This is a genomic window from Sporolactobacillus sp. KGMB 08714 (genome assembly GCF_036598985.1).
GTDB lineage: Bacteria > Bacillota > Bacilli > Bacillales > Sporolactobacillaceae > Sporolactobacillus.
In genome coordinates, this window is record NZ_JAUUBW010000026.1 from 35,259 (window position 1) to 54,250 (window position 18,992).

Here is an 18,992-nt window from a genome sequence, read left to right on the forward strand (position 1 = left end):
CCTCTATGCTTTAATAGGAAGGGGAGCAGCCGCTAACAATTTACTCGTCATGATGTGACTTGAAACTTTCCTCTTTCTCGCGGATCAGATCTTTTAATTCGTCAAGATCTTCCTGACTGGCCTTGATCCTTGTAAACGACTTAGCCGTTGACTTTTTGGACATATACCGTTTGCGTTCGTGATTTTTCGCTTCCCAGTTCCAAGAGGCTTTTATTTGTGCTTCACGGGTCTTTTTTCCCGGCCTAGTGAATCAGTTCCTTTCGTTCAAAAGAGTTATAGACCAAACCAATCATGCAAACGCGGCAGGGGGGATCCGGGAAATCGGCGAGAACATTTGCGGCTCAGTATGGCCTGCATAAAAGTTATCAAAGGAGCAGTCAAAAACGGCCGGGAGCCTGGCTTAAAGATAACATACTTAATCATTTAATCCCTTTCCATTAAGAATTTGCTGCATATATTTTTCAATTCTTGACTCGCGGGTCTGGGATTTTTTTGCGCTAGAAAAATAAAGAATGTACGCTCTCTGCCGTCCCGGTGTCAAGGCTTCAAAAGCAGTTTTCAAAGCAGGCATTGCATCGAATTTGTTTTGAAGTTCTTCAGGAAGGGCGTATTCTGTATGCTTTTTAAAATTCACTTCCAAACCGGCTTTTTCAACCTTGATCGCTTCATAAATATAGGCTTTCAGGGTGTTTTCCAATTCAGTGATTTCCTGAACATGGGTGAAACGGATCTGGCGCGCCGCTTGTACATGTTCCGTTTGCTGGGTCAGAATCCCATGGGTATCCTGCAACAAGGCGCCTTTTGGAAACAGAAGCGCACAATATTCTTTAAATCCATGTATTAAAACGATGTTTTTCTTCTCAAAGGTGTAACAAGGGCGCATCCACTTGAATTCTTCGGTCAACCCGCAGTCGAGAACGATCATCCTCAGCTTTTCATATTCCGCCCTCCATTTTTTAGCTTTGCTTAGAAATTCATCAACTTTAGAATTCATTCTCCTATCGGTCATCAAGAAACACTCCTCTTCAATCAGATCAGGTTCAATAAAAATCTGCCTGAGCGATGTCACAGAAAAGTCTTTTTCCTGTCATTGCTGCGAGCAGATATTTCCTTTATTGACTGGCTATTAAGCTGTTTTGAATCTGATTCATGAACTGCACAATCTGATCATCTTTGCCGTTGACCAATGTCCATGTGATAAAAGTCATTGCATTGGAAACATAAAGATTAGTCAAATACTGAGCAGGCACTTGAATCCGGACTTCCAGCTGCTGTTCATTGATTAATTGTAAGATACTTTTTCCTAAAATGGTACGGAATGCCTTGCCTAAATCCGCACATTGTTCGTGTACATCGAGTAAAGGCAAAATAGCTTTCCGGTTATTCACTAAGTGGTGGGCGAGCTGCCGGACAGCGGCAATGATATTTTTCTGATGCATCCGTTCGGCAATATATTTTTCGAAATCATCGGCACAGTGTTTCACCATTTCTTCAATTAATGCGTATTTATCCGGATAATGCCGGTAGAAAGTGCTGCGGGAAGTCAGCGATTCATCACATAACTGCTGAATCGTCACATCCTTAAAGCTTTCTCGCTGCAGCAAAGTGATCATGGTTTCGCTCAGCAGCCGTTTGGTTTTAATCACCCGTAAATCTGATGGGTCCATTGGAAAACTCCTTTGACACCATTGAACAATGTGTCGCTTATGGTTCGTATTGTACTATAAATGTGACTTATGTGCCATTCATCCTGTTTTTAACTCTGGCTATTCGGCCGATGAGGTTCAATAATAGCATTGTTGAAGGAGAAATCACGATGTTTCAAAAGTTATGAGCAACGAACCGTTGATTTTAATCACTCGATTTATGACAGAGAACATCATGTGCAGCAAGCGATCCGTGCGGCGGCGGCTAAAATCGATGATACCGAGAGCCGGCTCCCGGCTAAATGGTATTGGGGCGCCGGCTGCACCATCGGGCAGTTTTAAACACAAGATAGCCGGATACGGGGAGGTAAGTGTGTTGAGGGAAATAAGGACAGAAATAAAAATTGAAGCGCCCGCAGATAGGGTATGGGAAGTGCTGACGGACTTCGCCCATTATCCTGACTGGAACCCGTTTATTAAATATTTAAAAGGAACACCGGCGGAAGGGGCAAGGATAGAAGTAAAAATGGTTCCGCCTGAGTCAAAAGGTATGGTTTTCAAACCAAAGGTGCTGAAATATCAAAGGTGCAAAGAATTTACCTGGCTGGGACATGTCGTGATCCCCGGTTTATTTGACGGTGAGCATACATTTGAACTAAAAACCGCACCGGACAATATGACTCTTTTTATTCAGCAAGAAAAATTTTACGGTATATTGTTACCCTTTCTTAAAAATGCACTTGATCAAGGTACTCAGGCGGGGTTTGAGGCAATGAATAAAGATCTTAAAAATATTTGTGAATCTAAAAGAGAAAGTTTCAGGAATAGTTAATGACAAAAGAGTGGGTGAAACACACAAGTAGGCTGCTCAACAGTTTTTTTCCGCAATTTGATCTGCAGTTGGGTAGCGGTCCGTTTTGGAATGGAGTCGATCAAGGATGTGCTCTATTCCAGCAGCGGGTCGGACTTTGAACGAATGATCTTTATTTTTTGCTGGATCGGCCTTGGCGCTCTGCTGCTCATCCTTGTTTCCGGCTGGTTTCAGCGAAGCCGGGAACCGGAAAAAGCTTGAAAAAGAGAAAGTACTTGGTGTCGAGTATCGTTTGAAATAATAGATAAGGGAACATCTTACTATGAAAATTCTTTGCGGCACACAGTACCGCAACAGAAAGGGGATATCGATCATTTTTGAGTGAAATAATCAATGATTTTATCGCGCAGCGGCGTTGTATTATGCATTAAATCGATAGCAATGAAGTTAAGAGCCGAAAAAATATAAAATGGATGTTTTTTATCACGTTGACTCAGCCGGATTCAATTCAAATTTCAGCTTTTTTTACCCAAAGAACAGATGCTTCTCAAAGGGAAACATTCTGTGTGTTTCCTTCTTAAGTGACATTTTTCCAGAACATGCCGGCCCAAAGAAGGGTAAATCAAAAAGCTTCATGAAATCAGCATGAATTCATGAAGCTTATAAGCTTATGTCAAAAAAATTTTAACTTTGATCCAGCTTGCTTTATTGTTTGCTAAATATTCTGGCGAAGTCACTGGCGAAATCCACCATCTTGATTTTGCCCAATTTTGGGTGATGACGCTGATAGTCCTCATAGAAGGCAGGGGTTCGTTGATTTGCCGACATCTGAACGAGACCGGCTGCAATCGTTTTGTTAATTCCTGCTTTTTCCAATGTTTCGAGCCGCTGTTGATCGCTGATTTCGACCCATTTCAAATCAGGCACAGCGATTGCTTTGCCTAAAATCTGCGCAGTTTCCTGTCCCGTCAATTCATCACTGGCAACATAGCGTACTTTGGTTCCGGTCAGCGGTGTCATTAATTCTACGGCAACGACGTTTGCTACCCAGGATTGCGTGACGTTGCCGCCATAATTGGCCGCAATAACCCTTTGTGTTTTAATTGTATTGAGAAAGCCGAATAAATTGTAATACATGCTACATGCTCGTTGGGCGTACAAAAGTGATTCCCGCGCCGTCCAGACTGCTTAGAATGCCTTCAATAATATTGTAAATATAGAGCGTGCCCGCTTCTTTGCCTAAATTAGCTCCGACACTGCTTAAATTAACGACGCGTTCAACGCCGGAGCGTCTGACGGCATTTGCATAGACAGCTGCCTGCTGACGGCCAAGATCCATAACACCGACATTTTTGCCAAACGAAGAACTCATGGCAATCATTAGATAGACGGCGTCCGCTCCCGCGAAAGAATCACTTTAACCTCAGGAAGAAGGCGGGACAAAAGTCCCGTCTTTCTTCTTTTCTTATTGTTTAGGAAATTATAAAATATCGGCTTGTGGATAATTTGTCCGTTAAACTAGCAAAAGAATGTTCAGGGAGAGTCCGAATCATGGAGAAACGGAAAAACAGTGTGGTACATACGAATGTGACGGGCAGGGAGATATTAGAGATGCCTGCTCAAATCTGAAACTGGTTTATCCAGTCATCGGTTCTGCACGCTATCGCCGTTGAATATGAAGATGATCCTTGAATAATTGACTTTTATGAAAATTTTATTATATTCATGATCATCTAGTGGCCTAAAATCGTCTGGCTCTTATGATTTTAAATCTATATCTGATTCTGATGGGTAAATTTTCTTCTATATTTTTCCTCAATTAATTATTCCTTCTTCCATCTGATTGCAGTATTTTGAGCAATATTTTAATAGGATAAAAAACATCTTTATTGTTGACAGGTAATCTCATTCTTTCCTTAATTTTTCCGTCCCGGCTATATGAACTTAAAGGAAAAAGATTTTGTGTTACCGGATTTCGGCATTTATTAAAGGCTCTCTGCCGGACAATGCCGGCAAAGAGCCTTTTCTTTTTTTATGTTTCTTAATCCGAAAATTAGTCAGCGGACAGAGCGTCAATCGGATTAAGCCGTGAAGCCCGTCTTGCCGGTAGAAGAGCGGCAAGAAATGAGATCGCCAGAGCGATGATTACTGTTGATATGATGTTGGCCGGTGTAATCTGGACGATGTTAAACTTGACGATTTTATACAGCACATGATTGAGCAGTACGCTTGAGCCGTAAGCCAGAATAAGAGCGAGTGCTGCCGAAAATAGGCCGATCAGGATCGACTCGGCGGTAAATAGCCGGCGTATATCCTTCCTTCGTTCACCCAGCGCACGCAGGATGCCGATTTCTTTAGTCCGTTCAGATACTGACATGTACATAGTCACGATGATCATCAAGGCGGAAACCACGATCGATATGCCGGCGATCGCTGCGAGAACAATCGATGCAACCTGGACGTACTGATTGACCGTATCCAGAATATCGCCGACCGTGATGGCCCCGTAGCTGTATTTACCATGATCCTTTAGTCCCTGAATGGTGTTCGCAACCTGTTTGACGTAAGTGGGTCCGGTGACGTTGACGGAGACAAAGTTTGCGCCCGCAATGCCGTGATATTTCTCGATCAGCTGATGCATAGTATTGTAGTTTGTTGCTGCCGGGAGGACCTGGGCGCTGTCTGAAAATCCGACAACTTTATACTTACCGGTCATCTGAATCGGCTGGTTTTGCTTATTGATCCATGGCAGGGTCAGTGTTATCGTTTTCCCCTGAAGCTGTTTGTAGGTTTTGGCACTCATCAGAGCGATCGCCTGGTTCTTGTTAATGACAATCTCGTTATCCCCCGGTGCATGGCCGGTTTTAATTGTGTTGCCGGAGAACGCTTTCGTCCAGGTCTGGATGCCTGTCCCGTTAGAGTTTTTCTTGTTATAAGACACTGTGTATGTGCTTAACTGGTAACCTGGTTCCACTCTGTTGACGTGCTTCAGGCCGCGCAGGCGGTCCACCTGGCTGCTGGTGAGCAGCAGCCTGGATGGATCATTGGCGAACTGCTGCATCGACTGCTGCAGTTCTGTGCTGCTCATTTTTTTGCCGCTGGGATTCTTTAATACCGTAATCGAATCGGGGTTGACCATCGAGTTGATTTGATTCTGGATGAAGGCATTGATACCGTTACCCAGTCCGCTGAAGAGCAGGACGGCAAAAAGTCCGATGGCCGTTCCGAGCATAATGATCGAATTGCGCCAGAAATTAAAGGTGAGGTGCTTGAACGCATTCTTGTAACTTGCTCCGGCGGAAAGCGGCTTTGCCCGAAAGTCCTTCGCGGTATCCTGCGGCATTGGGTAGGCTTGCTTAATCCGAGTGTCGCCATCAATTTTTCCATCCGTAAGATGGACAATCCGTGTTCCGTGGTTGGCGACTTCCTGGGAATGGGTGACGGCGATCACCAGTTTACCCTCTGCTGCGATCTCCTCCAGAAGTTTGAGAACCTCTGCGGTGTTCCCGGAGTCCAGAGCGCCTGTCGGTTCATCGGCAAGGATGATTTCAGGATTGCCGGCCAGCGCCCGTGCAATTGCTACCCGTTGTTTTTGCCCGCCGGAGAGTTGATTCGGGCGTTTCTTTAATTGATCGCCGAGACCGACCTTTTTAAGTAACGCGACGGCCCGTTCTTTTCGCTGGCTCCCGGTAAGCGTCGTCATGTCCAGAGAGGCCAGAACATTTTCAACGATGTTCAGATGGCTGATTAAATTATACGATTGATAAATGTAGCCAATGGTACTGCGGCGGTAGTCATCCAGCTGCTTCTGCCGGGTATGGTCGAGCGGATGCCCGTCGACCATGACCTGACCGGTGAATTCACGATCCAGTCCGCCAATAATATTCATCAGGGTTGATTTGCCGCCCCCTGATTCTCCCAGGATCGAGACAAATTCGCCCCGCTCCAATCGAAGATCAATGCCTTTCAGGACGGGAAATTCTTCTTTTCCTAAAAAGTACGACTTGTGAATGGCTTGTAATTCGAGAAAGGCCATGACATCTTCTCCTTTACTAGTTCAATGTCAGGGCTAAATATATAAAAAGTAAAACAAAATGTCAACATTGTTTTATCTTTTTTGACAAAAAAATGCTAGTGTTAAAAGCCCCGAAGGAAGCTATCCAACGAGACTTCCCTTAACTGAAGATTCGCTGCATCCGTCAAGCGGAGAATGTGGACGAAATCTTCCTTATTCAGCTGTCCTTTCAAAATCCGTTCGTTTTTGGCCCGTATGGTGTGCCGGGGTATGAAATAGAAACACTGGTACAGCGTTTCGAGGACGTCTTTCATAACGTTCACCTTTCTCAACGACACACAGTACCAGAGGAGAGGGGGGATATCTATCATTTTCAACGGATCAAATAACCTTTTTCTCAGCAGAACTGTATAATGAAAGATTCATGTTGAAAATGGAATTTCAATTGAATCTATCCATTTGTTCCCATACGACAGCAGCTTGTTGGGGTTCAAAACCATGAGCGGCCTTTACGCCAATAAAACTTCCAGTGAATTCGTCACTGATTTCCATGCTGAAGACGACGGATCGATGAGTTTAAAATGCTCTATTCCCGGGAGAACAATCAATCTGACTTTATCCTCCAGTGCCATCGCCCGACGATGATATGCAACACTCAATTCGATCGGAACATCACAGTCACGGTCTCCATGGATTAAAATTTGCTCAACATACAAAGGCAACCATTCACTGGGTGAAGCTAAATGGTAACGAGCCGGAACTTCCCGCGGTGTTCCGCCTAGAAAAGATTCAACTGGACTGCTCATTCCTTTTTCAAGATCAATTTCCCACATCTTTTGCAAATCGGAAACACCGGCCAGGCTTAGAATACCCCGTACATGTATTGCCAATGGACTGCCCATTTCATCCGTTTGATCTTTGAAACGGGAAGCTAACCAGAGAGCCAAATGCCCACCCGCCGAATGCCCGAGAATCACTACACGAGAAAGATCAAGCGGAAAATATTTCCCGAGTTCAGACAAGTGATTAACGGCATCTATAACATCATGAAAGGTCCCCGGCCACCCTCCTCCATCTTCTCCGACACGGCGGTATTCGATATTCCAGGCGGCGTAACCACGGCGAACCAAATCTTCATTAAGCGGATCCATTTCCTCAAGGCCGTACTTCGCTTTCCAAAACCCGCCATGAATCGTCACAACTACCGGACAACTATCAGCCGACTTAGGCATCCGCAGTACTCCGAATTGTGACGGATGTTCTCCATAAGCCGAGCGGCTCAAAGAAATAGATGCCAATGTAAAAATCCCCTTTTAAAGTTTTTTATCTAGCCTGCTTTTAAAACTCCGTTTAGCTTTCTGGCATTTCGGATCGACTTATGGATCCAATTGAACCGCTCCGCAGTATCCGTTATTTTTGCAACAAAATCATTTTCTTCATTATAGCTAATTCCGAGTGATCTGACGCAATTTCTCATCGTTCTTTCCATTTGGATATTGCATTGACTCATCAGGATTTCATCGCTTTGTTTTCTATCGTATTAATGTTCATCCATGGGCCTTCACGCTGGCCTTTTCACTCTCCAGCCCTTAATTTCCAGCCATTTCCTCTCGATCTGCCACCAAGCTTATTTCTTCTGAATTCACTGAGACCCTTGAACAGAACGCCTTTTTGAAGCCTTTCTGAAGAATTATTCGTCTCGCCTAGAATCCTCAAGAAATTTGTTCAGAAAGCTCTACTGATTTTATTTGGAAAATTGAAGTTGAAGTATTAAACAGAAGTTAATTATCTTATAATAAATTGAAATTATACTACTCCGAGATGAATCTTACAGGGAGGAGATTTTATTGCCGTTCTCAATACTATTAGCTCAGTCTAAAAAACCTGAGGGATGGGTGGGAAAGATAATGATGAAACTTTGGAATAAAGCTTATTTTCCAATGGTTAAATGGGGCCTTGGGTTTGCCAATATACCTCAAAACGGAACGATACTTGATGTAGGTGCAGGGAATGGATTGACAACAAAATATCTTTCTCAGAGAGCACCTTCAAGTCTTGTAACGGGTATTGATATTTCTGAAACAGCAATAACAATGGCAAGAAAGAATAATGCTGCCGATGATATCTCCTTTTCAGTGATGAGTGTAGAGAAAATGTCATTTCCAGATAATAGTTTTGACTTAGTCACGGCATTTCAAACCCACTTCCATTGGCCTTCATATGTACGTGGGTTAGAGGAGATCTATCGTGTTTTAAAGTACAATGGACAAGTGATAATCGCTTGTGAAAAAGTGAAACTTAATTATTTTATGAGCAACGATAAAAACGGTGAGTACACACAAGTGATCACAAAAGATATAGGTTTTAATAAATGCAGCCAATATTATTATCACGGATGGCTGTGCTATTATTTTATAAAATAGAATTTTGCCACTATCAAGCTCTTAATCAGATTTGATTACCGTATCATGCGCGTCTTCCGAAGTAAAGGCATAAAAGAGGCGTCCCTTTTCCGCTCTCGTGCTGGAAGCGACGGCCTGAACGTCTGCAGTGAACTCATTCACATCAGACGGATTTAGGTGAACATAACTCATAAGTATTAATCATTGTTGTTCATCCTTTTTTTCTTAATTAAGTTAGCAAATTTCTTCAAAACTCATTTGTGTTTCAAGAGGACTGCGATAATCATTCATGCTGTCGTCCTACACGACCGTGAGCACAATCTTGCCTTGAATGTGTCCACTGGCGGCTCGTTCATGGGCCTTGCGAGCATCGGAAAGTGGAAACGTGCTGTCGATGGCGACGCGAACCGTCCCGGCATCAAGCAAGCGGACTAATTCCGCCAGCTGCGGGCCGTTTGAGCGCACTTGGGTCATCGATACCGTGACGCCCAGCTTCGCGGCCTCCTCGGCGTCGGAGAAGCCTAAGAACACTGGGAATAAGGCGCCGCCACGCTTGAGTGTACGCAAGAAACGACCGGTAGTAGGACCGCCGAGGGCATCGAGGACGAGATCAACGTCATGGGCGACGTCCTCGGGAGGACTCTTGGTGTAGTCGATGAATTCGTCGACACCGAGCCCGCTCAGAAACGACTCATGCGTGCCCGATGCCACCGCAATGACGTGCGCCCCCCTCCATTTAGCCAGTTGCACCGCGAAGTGCCCCACGCCACCCGCGGCACCATTGACGAGCACCGTCTTGCCGTTGAGCGGCACCGGACGATGCATCTCCGGTTGAAGCGGATTCGGTTCATTGTGCCCCAGTTCGATCAGGAACTGCCACGCGGTGAGGCTTGCCATCGGCGCCCCAGCGGCGTGCACATAATCGATACTAGCCGGCTTGATTGCAAGGTCCGAAGCTGGCGCGGCGACGTACTCGGCATAAGCAGCGCTCTCCCCAAAGCTAGGGAAGCGAACCATGCCATAAACTTCATCGCCGACGGAGAAACCTTGCACATCCGCAGCTACCGCCACGACGACGCCCGCCACGTCCGAGCCCAGAATGACGGGAAAGGGCACCGGCGGCCGCCACTCAGGAGGGAGATCCTTATACCCCTCGCGCAGGTACCAGTCGGGGGGGTTGATGCCAACCGCGTGAACGCGGACAAGCACCTCACCTGGCTTCAGCACGGGAATCGGCGCCTCCTCGTAACGCATTACCTCAGGGCCGCCGAATTCATGCAGACGAATCGCCTTCATTGTATCTGTAGACATCTTACTTTCTCCTTTCATGCAAATGAGTTATACTTATCGGAGCAGTGCTTCGCTTAATCGGATCACTGTTCCGCTTATCATTATACGGAGCACCGCTCCATATGTCAAGGAGGAATTTTATGCGGGCTGATGCGAAGAAAAACTATGAGCACATACTCGCAGTCGCGAGCGTCGTTGTAGCTGAGCACGGCGTCGATGCATCGCTGCGCGAAATTGCTCGCAAAGCTGGTGTCGGGCTTGGCACACTGTATCGTCATTTCCCGACGAGAGAGGCGCTGCTCGAAGCTTTGCTCCGCGCAAATTTCGACGAGTTTACGACAAAGGCACGTGAGCTCGAAACTGCGGGTTCACCCGATGATGCACTCGTGTCGTGGCTGCGCGACGTCGTTGCATTCACGGGCAACTATCAAGGTGTTGTGGACGCGATGATGGCAGCCAAGGATGACACGGAGTCCGCACTCCACGCTTCATGCGTCACGATGCGCATGGCAGGCACGCGACTTCTCGCTCGCGCTCAGGCCGAGGGTCTGGCGCGTACCGACATGGATGGTGATGACCTGTTCTCACTAGCTGCTGCGCTTGCGTGGCTCAGCAACCAGCCCTCGTCCGCCCCACGAGCTGAGCATCTCTTCAGTATTATCGCGAGCGCTATCCTGATAGGGGCTGCAGCACAACGATATGATTGAACTAACGAGTAATGTTAGTTCAATGAAAACAGCGACAGTCTAGGACTTTATTTTCTCGTCCATGGCAGTCGCTGTAGTTGTAACAGTAATTATTGTGTAAAAGAGGTTGGGGGAGGCAAACACTCCGGGAGGAGGGACGCCACTTGGGGCGGGGGGCGGCCGCCCCACCGAGAATGGATACCTATGAATCGTTTAAGTATTCAGCCACTCCATTGATGGACAGACGGTTCATTTCAAAGATTATCATGACTCATTTGGATGAAAAGGGGAACCCATTTTTCTGAGCACTTTGAACGCTCATCAGAAAATCCTTCATAATCCCTCATTTGATAAAATAAGGCCGACCCCAGTTGAAATCCTCGAATGAAACTATCCAGCGAGACTTCGCTTAAGCGCAGATCCTTTTCATCTAAGATGTGACGCATCCTTTTCAGATCTTCCTTGTCTAAATGTTGAACGAGCGTTTGGCAATTTTCTTCAATCCGCTGAACGTGTACGGTGTTGCTGGGGTATCAAATAAAACTGCCGGTACAAGCGTTCCAAGACGTCCCTTATGAAGTTCACCCTCCCTACTGACACACAGAGGGGGAATATCTATCATTTTCAACAGATCAAAAACCTTGTTGCGGAGTAGCGTCGTACTGTGAAACATCAATAGGAATGAAGCGAAAATCTGTTAAAATGTGGAACAAATGAATTTTTGCCATGCTGATTCAGCCGGATTCAGGGTGAGTCCGGCGCCATTTGGACACGCCGACCGATAAACGAGGTACATTGACCGATAAAATTGCCGTAAAGACCGATAAACGAGGCATGTCGACCGATAAAGTTACTGCGCCGACCGATAAACCGGATATGTTGACCGATACACATTCCTGAAACCGGCTGTTTAACGTTTCGGTGCAAGTTCAGCTGTATTCGGTGCGGCTTTCTCCCATTTAGGTGCGATTCAAACCCGATTCGGTGCGAGTTAGGCCTAATTCAGAGCAACCGCTCTTTTTCGGTGCAAGTTCAGCTGCATTCGGTGCGGCTTTCTCCCATTTAGGTGCGGCTTTCCCTCATTTCGGTGCGACTGATAAGTTTTTCTCAGTTCCGACTCTACTTTTTTTGATTGGGTGCAGCCTCCTAAATCCGATCGACGGTTGCATGGTACCCGTCAACGGCGCAACAGAACTATTTTTCCCATTATAACTGATTCCGGGGTACCTGAATGAGTTTTTCATGAACCTTTTTGTTTGAGTATCGTGGTTCATCAGCTCATCTGCATTTTATCGATTTTTCAGCGATCTGTCTCCATGTTTATAAATGTTCATGAACAGGCCTTCACGTTGTGCTTTTCTCCCTAAGCCCTTAATATCCGGCCATTTTCTTTCAGATCCCAATACGTCTGGCATCGAGTTATCGAGGGGGGGATGAGGACACCAGAAGAGGTTCACCAATCCCTTTCTTCAAGGATTAAATGCAGGTATTTCTTAAATTAAACACACGAATCATTAAGCTTTGATTAACTGTCGAGGCGGTTCAAATGATGAGCAGCATACCTGATCCGTCTCTTTTCTTTGAAGATCATATGGTATTCACACAGTAGAATAAGTATCATTCCATTAAAACCGAAGCAATTATTTTGCTAAATTATTATTGCAATTTAGCGTTAAAATAGAAATAATGACTTGAATAATTTTTAATGGAACCTTAAAATTTCAGAGGTCTATAATTCGTATTTTAAGTAGATTGTGAATTAACTTAGTTCCATATCAAATCATCATTGTTTTGTCTTAACTAAAATCCAAATATGTAATAATGACATGAATGATGCCAAAAAGTGCAGTTGGTATAATAGACAGATAATTATTAAGCCATATTTCTGCTAATATAAAATATATTACTGGCAGAACTGCCATTGCCAATAGAATAATTATATTTGATTCACCAGTAAAACAGAAAATCCAAAATACATAATAAAACAATAGCATGATTGCCATACCAACTGTATAAGGACATATATTCTTATATATCTGTTTCCTTATTACAAATATTATCATAAAGAAAAACAATGCCTGGCTTCCGTGTTCCAAAACATCTAAAACGATATGACTATTAATATTACTTCTCGATGCACCTGATGTAGGAATTAGAAAATAAAATATATTTGGTATCATTGGTAATAAAAAAACCATAAAGCCTTTAAATGAAAACCCCAAATGATAATTCAATGTTATTGTCTCCGTATATGAACTATTTTTTCTTCGCCATTTTTCAAGGCCTATAATAAGCAATTAACCCTGCACAGCGTTAGCATAATAGTCTTTCGGCCTGTCCTACTCTATTAGGAGTCCAAAGCAATAAGTATATCAGGCTCGCATGAGAGAACCCTGAATGACCTAACAAAATAATATCACTTAAAAAAGATTACAATTATTATAAAATTGTTTTAATACTTTAGCTGTGTCAGGAATTAACCGTGCATATAGATTCACTTCGTTTTAGGACAGTTTTTTAGTCTATTTCCCATTTCCTGCCACACTTACAAAAAGTGAATTTGCTCGGTAAACCGGTGCCGGTCCTGATCGATCTATCATCGAAATTCTTGAGCTGCCGGATGGATTTGGGTCCCGATAGATCAGACCATAGGTCTAAGCCAGATGGAGCTTCTTCACGGCATAGCGATCTTGATCAACTTCTCCATCAGCCATCCTGTGCCTCACCCTACTTTCCGAATCATAGCAGAAACTCTCTTCAGCCAACTATGCAACACAACTGTTATCCCCATTATAACTGATTCCGGGGTATCTAAATGGATTTTTCATGAACCTCTCTCATCGGGTATCGGGGTTCATTAGTCCATCAGCATTTCCTCCAGTTTAGATATCCGGCAAGGCCGCGGAGGTGGGGATACCGCGCATTCGGGTTCATGACCTGCGCCATTCCCATGCGAGCCTTTTGATCCATCGAAAGGCCGATCCCCTGCTTATCCGAGACCGACTCGGGCATTCCGATGTGAAGATCACGCTGGGGATCTACGGGCACCTGTATCCGAACCGGGATCAGGAGGTGGCAGAGGATCTGGATGGACTGGTCCAGCTGTCGGCTGGTGAAACAAAGGAAGAGAATTTGTAACCCGATGAAAAATCGTCACAAAAAGCGGGCAACTCGGATGAGGAATCGCCCACAACTCGTGCTGCTTCAGACAGTGGAAAAATTGGATCGTGACACACGCGTGACACAGCCCGTGACATTCTTATAGAGAAAGGGCCCGTAATCCTTAATACAGTTAGGATTACGGACCCTTGTGTGATTACCCCATCTGGATTCGAACCAGAACATCGCGGCCCCAGAAACCGCTGCCTTACCGTTTGGCCATGGGGTAATGAATCAGAACAAGAAATATTATACCCAGTTATGAAGAAATATGCAAGAGGAAATTCAAAAAAATTTTTAGGCTGATTGGGAGCGAAATAGAACCCTACTCAAAAACATGCTTTATTCCGGGCTTTTTCACTGGGAAAATTTTCGCGGAGTGAAAACATTTTTTAAGGGCAGGCAAGCTTCTGCCTTATTTATCTTGAATGGTATTAAAATCACGAAATCAGAAGTGGATACTTTCGATGCGGTGTATCGTCATTTTTTGTTACAATTATTTTTATGAAAGGGATTCCAGAATGAACAATAAATAATTCAGAATGAAGATGTTCAAAGTGTTAATCGATTAACCCTTGGGGAGGGTCCGGAAAATCCGGCCAGTTGCAGATTTCAGACGCTCGGCAGCAGGGAGACGCGCAAAATATGAAATAGGGAATGATGAAAATGATGTAATTGGCTTGATTTTACTAATGAAAGCGCTATAATGATTACATTAGCAATCGATTAACAAGGTTCTGGAAATTGAAGAAAGACGCCAGGTGGTCGCCGATGAAGAAAAATGAAATAGCAAAACATGCAACCATATCCGCTGTAGCCGAAGCGGCGGGTGTCTCAACAACGACGGTGTCACGATACTTGAATAAAAAGTATGAATACATGTCGCTGAAAACAAAAAAACGAATCGGGCAGGTTATTGATGAGCTGAACTACCGGCCCAGCAGCATCGCCAGAGGCCTGAAATCTAAGAGGACGAACCTCCTTGGTGTCGTTGTGGCAGATATCGAGAACCCCTTTTCGTCTATTTTAATGAAGGGTGTTAATGACATTTGTAAGCAGCGCGATTACCACATATTGATTCTGAACACGGATAACAGTCAGCAAGAGGAGGAAGAGGGTATTCTGTCATTGATTGATCATAATGTGGATGCGCTGTTGATCAATCCGACTGGTTATTCCAGCACGATTTATACTGAAATGAATAAAGAAGGGATACCGGTTGTGCTCATCGACCGTCAGATTGAGGAATTTTTGTTTGATTGCGTGACGTCGAACAACTACGATGTAACTTTCCAGGCGACGGCCTATCTGATAAAAAATCATTACACACGGATATTTTTTGTCTCCGAAGCTATTAACAGCATCAGCACCCGGTCGATCCGTCAACGGGCGGTTGAGGATGCGCTGCATCAGAGCGGCGACAGTACGCTGATTATTGATAAAAATAATCGTCCTGCAATAAAAGAAAAATTAATGCGGCTGAAAAGGCTTTATCCGGATGAAAAGATGGCGCTGTTTGCGGTGAACGGACAGGTGCTGCTCATTCTCCTGCAGATTCTGCACGAACTTCGCTGGTCCGTTCCGGAAGAAATCGGCATCTACGGTTACGATGACTGGGGATGGGGTGAATTGATTCCGCCGGGCATCACGGTCATTCAACAGGATCCTTACGAGATGGGCAGAAAATCGGCGGAACTGCTGATTGACCGCCTGGAAGGCAAACGAACCGGAGCGCCTGAATTGTTCGAACTTCCGGCCAATTTAGTGATCAGGGGGTCGACGGAATGACAAATTAATTTTTGCCATTTTTTGAAACCGATTTCGTTAATCGATACACATGAAGGAGGATTCCAGGTGAGAGATCTCTACGTCAATACACTCGTTTATAAGAAACTGCTGGACACCGGTGTGAAAAAGCAATCTGAACTGTTTGCGGATGTAAAAAGGCTCGGTGCGTCCGGCATTGAATGCCGCAGAGAGTATTTTTCAGAAAACGTTAAACCTGAAGATATACAGCGATGCGGGAAGCAAGCGGTGCAGACCGGACTGAGCGTGCTCTATTCCGTTCCTGAAAAACTGTTTATAGACGGCATCGTTTCACCGGACCTGGAGAAATACTTACAGGAAGGCGGAATGATCGGCGCACGGAGCGTAAAGCTGAACATCGGCGAACCTGACGGAATTGACAAGAATGGTGCCTGTGAGATCGCACGTCTGGTTGATTCATATCGGATAGAACTGACTATTGAAAATGATCAGACGTTGGCAAACGGACGACTGAATTTTGTTTCGGATACTCTTGAACTCTTACACAAGTTAAGCATACCTGTCGGCTATACTTTTGATCTCGGAAACTGGCTCTGGCTGCATGAAGATCCGCAGAATGCTTTAAAAAAAGTCGGTGCTCGGGCGACTGTTTTCCATCTGAAAAATGTATCCTCATCAGACGGCCCGCATACCGTACCTCTGGATGACGGCGAGATTGACTGGCGCCGGGCAATACGCGCATGTCCGGAAGACATTCCGCTGGTTATGGAGTACCCGATAGATGGTGCCGAGGTTATTAGAAGGGAGTTTAATAAAGTACTAAATGCTTTAATCTGTGAGGAGGCAAAAACATGAGTGAAGTAATCACGATCGGTGAACCGATGGTTATGTTTGTTGCGGATCAGAAGGGCGAGTTGAGCGAGGTACAGCATTATACGAGATATATCGCAGGCGCCGAAGTCAATGTAGCAATCGGTGTTTCACGGCTTAGACACAGTGTGTCGCTGATCAGCCGGGTCGGTGATGATCCGTTTGGCCGATATATCAGGTCTTTCTTGAAACATGAAGGTGTCGGAACTGGGGAAGTTTCGGTTCTCTCCGGCCGTCCGACGGGATTTCAGTTAAAAAGCAAGAACGATGCCGGGGATCCGGAAGTCGTCTATTTCAGAAAAGGATCAGCCGCCTCAGGAATGTCTCCAGATGACATTGATCGAATTGACTTTTCGGGAGTAAAAGTGCTTCATATGACGGGCATCTTTCCGGCTCTCAGCCCTGAAACCTTCGAGGCCGCTCTGGAGCTGATCCAAAAAGCGCGTGAATATCACCTGCTGACCACGTTTGACCCGAACCTTCGCCCGGCCCTTTGGAAAGGCGAAGCGGCCATGACGGCGAGAATCAATCAGCTGGCCGGTCTATGCGACGTCGTTCTTCCGGGATTCAGAGAAGGCAAACGGCTCACCGGAAAAAAGACAAAAGAGGAAATTGCCGATTTTTATCTAAAAAAGGGGACCAAAGATGTGATTATCAAGCTGGGGGATTCCGGCTCGTACCGCAAAAAGAGACATCGGGACGGCGCATTCGCTGAAACCATTGTCCCGAGTTTTAAAATCGATCACGTTGTTGACACAGTCGGCGCGGGCGATGGATTTGCGGTTGGCGTGATTACCGGGCTGCTCGAACATCTCCCGGACCGCGAACTTTTGCAGCGCAGCAATGCGATCGGTGCGATTCAGGTGCAGCATATCAGTGATAATGAGGGACTTCCAGACCGCGGGCAGCTTGACAGATTCATAAAGGGAAACGTGACAAAATCTATCATACCCGTAAAATCAAACGACGAGGAGACCTTTGACGTTATCTGAAACTGGCTTCGTCAGGAAAAACCATGACATGTGTAGAGAAGGTGAAAGACCGTTGAAACTACAAGTTGCAATTGACCGCGTTTCCCTTGATCAGGCTGAATCATTGATTAAAAAACTGGCCCCCTATTCAGATATTCTTGAAGCCGGGACCTCTTTAATCAAGGACTATGGTGTTCAGGCGCTTGCCGTGCTGAAAAAGGCGGCGCCGGGTACCCCCCTGCTGGGAGACATGAAGACGATTGACGAAGGCGACTATGAATTTACCGGGGCTATCAAAGCGGTGCGGATATCCTGACCGTGATGGGAGCGTCATCAGTCGCGACAATTGAAAAATGTTATCGGGTTGCAGAGCAGACCGGCCATGAAATGATGATCGATCTTCTCGAGTGTGCGCCTGAAACGATCGATCGGATCACCGATTTTCCAAATGCGATTTACTGTCTGCACGCTTCGGTGGATAAAGGCGCAACTGCCGATCCGAACGGAGACATTCTGGCTTTTAAAAAGCATTTTCCGTCTATCCGGAGAATTGCGATTGCCGGAGGCATTAATTTAGAGGGCATCGAAAAAATGAGGGAGTCTTCTCCCGAAATCGTGATTGTCGGTTCGGGGATCACGAAGGCCGGTGATATGGCTTTAGCCGCACAAAATTTCAGAAAGGCGATGGCATAAAATTGAGAACACTTGATTTAATTGTGAATGAAATTAAAGATGTGATTCGTCAGGTGGATGAAAGCCAATTAGAGCAGGCAATGACTTTTCTGAATAAGAACAGGCGGATTTTTGTCGACGGCTCCGGCCGGAGCGGATTCCAGGCCAAGGGATTCGCGATGAGGCTGATGCACATCGGCTATACCTCATACGCAATCGGTGAGACGATTTCACCCGCCATCGCGAAGGGAGATGTTTACTTTGCGGTTTCCGGTTCCGGGAAGACGAAAAACATTGTCAATGACACAAAAGCGGCGAAAGCAAAAGGCCTGACGATCATCGCTGCGACAAGCAAGCCGGATTCTCCGCTTGCCGAACTGGCCGACTGTACGATCGTTGTTCCCGGTGCAACGAAAAACGACCGGGACCGAAAATCGATCCAGCTGCTCAGCTCGCTTTTTGATCAGGCAGTTCACATTACGCTTGACGCACTTTGCCTGAAGCTGAGCCGGCGCGATCATACGTCCGAGGAAGACGCCGCCAGAATGCACACCAACGTCGAATAAAGCGATTGGTTTTCACTATACAATTTCTGTGTTTTTCCAATAGAAACAGGCTTTATTTTGGGAGGAACTGATCATGGACAATAATCTGAAAGTGAAAATTTACGCGGACGGAGCCGTGCTGGACGATATGCTTTCCG

The 18,992-nt window shown here is 45.5% G+C and carries 19 protein-coding genes, 1 tRNA gene and 1 pseudogene; 11 read left to right on the forward strand and 10 right to left on the reverse strand.

Going from position 1 to position 18,992, the window contains the following annotated elements:
- Positions 1–40 precede the first annotated feature (40 nt).
- From Q6A92_RS12565 to Q6A92_RS12575, 3 genes are all read right to left on the reverse strand, one after another.
- The gene (locus Q6A92_RS12565) at positions 41–163 is read right to left on the reverse strand and encodes a hypothetical protein (RefSeq protein ID WP_274398357.1); all 123 of its coding nucleotides are present in this window, start codon (positions 161–163) and stop codon (positions 41–43) included.
- A gap of 252 nt (positions 164–415) precedes the next feature.
- Entirely contained in the window at positions 416–1,009 is a 594-nt protein-coding gene (locus Q6A92_RS12570; RefSeq protein ID WP_332238329.1) for a YdeI/OmpD-associated family protein, read from the reverse strand.
- Between the two features lie 103 nt (positions 1,010–1,112).
- Positions 1,113–1,667, reverse strand: a complete 555-nt coding sequence (locus Q6A92_RS12575; RefSeq protein WP_332238330.1) for a TetR/AcrR family transcriptional regulator — start codon at positions 1,665–1,667, stop codon at positions 1,113–1,115.
- A gap of 355 nt (positions 1,668–2,022) precedes the next feature.
- Between Q6A92_RS12575 and Q6A92_RS12580 the strand changes: the two genes are divergently transcribed.
- Positions 2,023–2,478 carry an SRPBCC domain-containing protein gene (locus Q6A92_RS12580; RefSeq protein WP_332238331.1) on the forward strand — a complete coding sequence of 152 codons (456 nt, stop codon included), beginning with the start codon at positions 2,023–2,025 and terminating at the stop codon, positions 2,476–2,478.
- A gap of 90 nt (positions 2,479–2,568) precedes the next feature.
- Entirely contained in the window at positions 2,569–2,718 is a 150-nt protein-coding gene (locus tag Q6A92_RS12585; RefSeq protein ID WP_332238332.1) for a hypothetical protein, read from the forward strand.
- A 444-nt stretch (positions 2,719–3,162) separates the two neighbouring features.
- Here Q6A92_RS12585 and Q6A92_RS12590 read toward each other — a convergent pair whose 3' ends face one another.
- From Q6A92_RS12590 to Q6A92_RS12605, 4 genes are all read right to left on the reverse strand, one after another.
- Entirely contained in the window at positions 3,163–3,594 is a 432-nt protein-coding gene (locus tag Q6A92_RS12590) for a hypothetical protein (RefSeq protein ID WP_332238333.1), read from the reverse strand.
- Between the two features lies 1 nt (position 3,595).
- Entirely contained in the window at positions 3,596–3,838 is a 243-nt protein-coding gene (locus Q6A92_RS12595; RefSeq protein ID WP_332238334.1) for a hypothetical protein, read from the reverse strand.
- A 672-nt stretch (positions 3,839–4,510) separates the two neighbouring features.
- A complete protein-coding gene (locus tag Q6A92_RS12600) occupies positions 4,511–6,493 on the reverse strand; it encodes an ABC transporter ATP-binding protein/permease (protein WP_332238335.1) in 1,983 nt (660 codons plus the stop codon).
- 488 nt (positions 6,494–6,981) lie between these two features.
- Entirely contained in the window at positions 6,982–7,770 is a 789-nt protein-coding gene (locus tag Q6A92_RS12605; RefSeq protein ID WP_274398367.1) for an alpha/beta hydrolase family protein, read from the reverse strand.
- Positions 7,771–8,319: 549 nt separating this feature from the next.
- Between Q6A92_RS12605 and Q6A92_RS12610 the strand changes: the two genes are divergently transcribed.
- Positions 8,320–8,895, forward strand: coding sequence for a class I SAM-dependent methyltransferase (locus Q6A92_RS12610; protein WP_332238336.1), 576 nt, complete (start codon positions 8,320–8,322; stop codon positions 8,893–8,895).
- 279 nt (positions 8,896–9,174) lie between these two features.
- On the opposite strand, the gene Q6A92_RS12615 is transcribed toward Q6A92_RS12610, so the two are convergent.
- Positions 9,175–10,185 (reverse strand): NADP-dependent oxidoreductase, encoded by a 1,011-nt coding sequence (locus Q6A92_RS12615; protein ID WP_332238337.1) that lies wholly within the window; start codon positions 10,183–10,185, stop codon positions 9,175–9,177.
- 119 nt (positions 10,186–10,304) lie between these two features.
- Between Q6A92_RS12615 and Q6A92_RS12620 the strand changes: the two genes are divergently transcribed.
- A complete protein-coding gene (locus Q6A92_RS12620) occupies positions 10,305–10,871 on the forward strand; it encodes a TetR/AcrR family transcriptional regulator (RefSeq protein WP_274398370.1) in 567 nt (188 codons plus the stop codon).
- 1,775 nt (positions 10,872–12,646) lie between these two features.
- Here Q6A92_RS12620 and Q6A92_RS12625 read toward each other — a convergent pair.
- The gene (locus tag Q6A92_RS12625) at positions 12,647–13,084 is read right to left on the reverse strand and encodes a hypothetical protein (RefSeq protein WP_332238338.1); all 438 of its coding nucleotides are present in this window, start codon (positions 13,082–13,084) and stop codon (positions 12,647–12,649) included.
- Between the two features lie 676 nt (positions 13,085–13,760).
- On the opposite strand from Q6A92_RS12625, the pseudogene Q6A92_RS12630 reads away from it, so the two are divergent.
- Positions 13,761–13,949 (forward strand): annotated as a pseudogene (locus tag Q6A92_RS12630) (tyrosine-type recombinase/integrase); the annotation flags it as partial.
- Between the two features lie 217 nt (positions 13,950–14,166).
- On the opposite strand, the gene Q6A92_RS12635 reads toward Q6A92_RS12630, so the two are convergent.
- Positions 14,167–14,238 (reverse strand) — tRNA-Gln (locus Q6A92_RS12635).
- Positions 14,239–14,780: 542 nt separating this feature from the next.
- Between Q6A92_RS12635 and Q6A92_RS12640 the strand changes: the two genes are divergently transcribed.
- The 6 genes from Q6A92_RS12640 to hxlB all read left to right on the forward strand — a co-directional run bounded on the left by Q6A92_RS12640 (position 14,781) and on the right by hxlB (position 18,855).
- Complete coding sequence (locus tag Q6A92_RS12640; protein WP_274398374.1) at positions 14,781–15,797, forward strand: LacI family DNA-binding transcriptional regulator; 1,017 nt, start codon at positions 14,781–14,783, stop codon at positions 15,795–15,797.
- Positions 15,798–15,863: 66 nt separating this feature from the next.
- Entirely contained in the window at positions 15,864–16,631 is a 768-nt protein-coding gene (locus Q6A92_RS12645) for a sugar phosphate isomerase/epimerase family protein (protein WP_332238339.1), read from the forward strand.
- The gene (locus Q6A92_RS12650) at positions 16,628–17,638 is read left to right on the forward strand and encodes a sugar kinase (protein ID WP_274398376.1); all 1,011 of its coding nucleotides are present in this window, start codon (positions 16,628–16,630) and stop codon (positions 17,636–17,638) included. Before Q6A92_RS12645 ends, Q6A92_RS12650 begins: the two co-directional genes overlap by 4 nt.
- A gap of 52 nt (positions 17,639–17,690) precedes the next feature.
- Positions 17,691–17,933, forward strand: coding sequence for an orotidine 5'-phosphate decarboxylase / HUMPS family protein (locus Q6A92_RS12655; RefSeq protein ID WP_332238340.1), 243 nt, complete (start codon positions 17,691–17,693; stop codon positions 17,931–17,933).
- 5 nt (positions 17,934–17,938) lie between these two features.
- Entirely contained in the window at positions 17,939–18,310 is a 372-nt protein-coding gene (locus tag Q6A92_RS12660; protein ID WP_332238341.1) for a hypothetical protein, read from the forward strand.
- Positions 18,311–18,312: 2 nt separating this feature from the next.
- A complete protein-coding gene (gene hxlB, locus Q6A92_RS12665) occupies positions 18,313–18,855 on the forward strand; it encodes a 6-phospho-3-hexuloisomerase (RefSeq protein WP_332238342.1) in 543 nt (180 codons plus the stop codon).
- The last annotated feature ends 137 nt before the right edge of the window (positions 18,856–18,992 follow it).

Excerpts from the sequence above, each read along its gene's own strand:
- Q6A92_RS12575 (WP_332238330.1), bottom strand. The coding sequence starts at position 1,667 with ATGGACCCATCAGATTTACGGGTGATTAAAACCAAACGGCTGCTGAGC.
- Q6A92_RS12585 (WP_332238332.1), top strand. The coding sequence starts at position 2,569 with ATGGAGTCGATCAAGGATGTGCTCTATTCCAGCAGCGGGTCGGACTTT.
- Q6A92_RS12565 (WP_274398357.1), bottom strand. The coding sequence starts at position 163 with ATGTCCAAAAAGTCAACGGCTAAGTCGTTTACAAGGATCAAGGCCAGT.
- Q6A92_RS12590 (WP_332238333.1), bottom strand. The coding sequence starts at position 3,594 with ATGTATTACAATTTATTCGGCTTTCTCAATACAATTAAAACACAAAGG.
- Q6A92_RS12640 (WP_274398374.1), top strand. The coding sequence starts at position 14,781 with ATGAAGAAAAATGAAATAGCAAAACATGCAACCATATCCGCTGTAGCC.
- Q6A92_RS12650 (WP_274398376.1), top strand. The coding sequence starts at position 16,628 with ATGAGTGAAGTAATCACGATCGGTGAACCGATGGTTATGTTTGTTGCG.
- Q6A92_RS12660 (WP_332238341.1), top strand. The coding sequence starts at position 17,939 with ATGGGAGCGTCATCAGTCGCGACAATTGAAAAATGTTATCGGGTTGCA.
- Q6A92_RS12570 (WP_332238329.1), bottom strand. The coding sequence starts at position 1,009 with ATGACCGATAGGAGAATGAATTCTAAAGTTGATGAATTTCTAAGCAAA.
- Q6A92_RS12620 (WP_274398370.1), top strand. The coding sequence starts at position 10,305 with ATGCGGGCTGATGCGAAGAAAAACTATGAGCACATACTCGCAGTCGCG.
- Q6A92_RS12600 (WP_332238335.1), bottom strand. The coding sequence starts at position 6,493 with ATGGCCTTTCTCGAATTACAAGCCATTCACAAGTCGTACTTTTTAGGA.
- Q6A92_RS12615 (WP_332238337.1), bottom strand. The coding sequence starts at position 10,185 with ATGTCTACAGATACAATGAAGGCGATTCGTCTGCATGAATTCGGCGGC.
- Q6A92_RS12595 (WP_332238334.1), bottom strand. The coding sequence starts at position 3,838 with ATGATTGCCATGAGTTCTTCGTTTGGCAAAAATGTCGGTGTTATGGAT.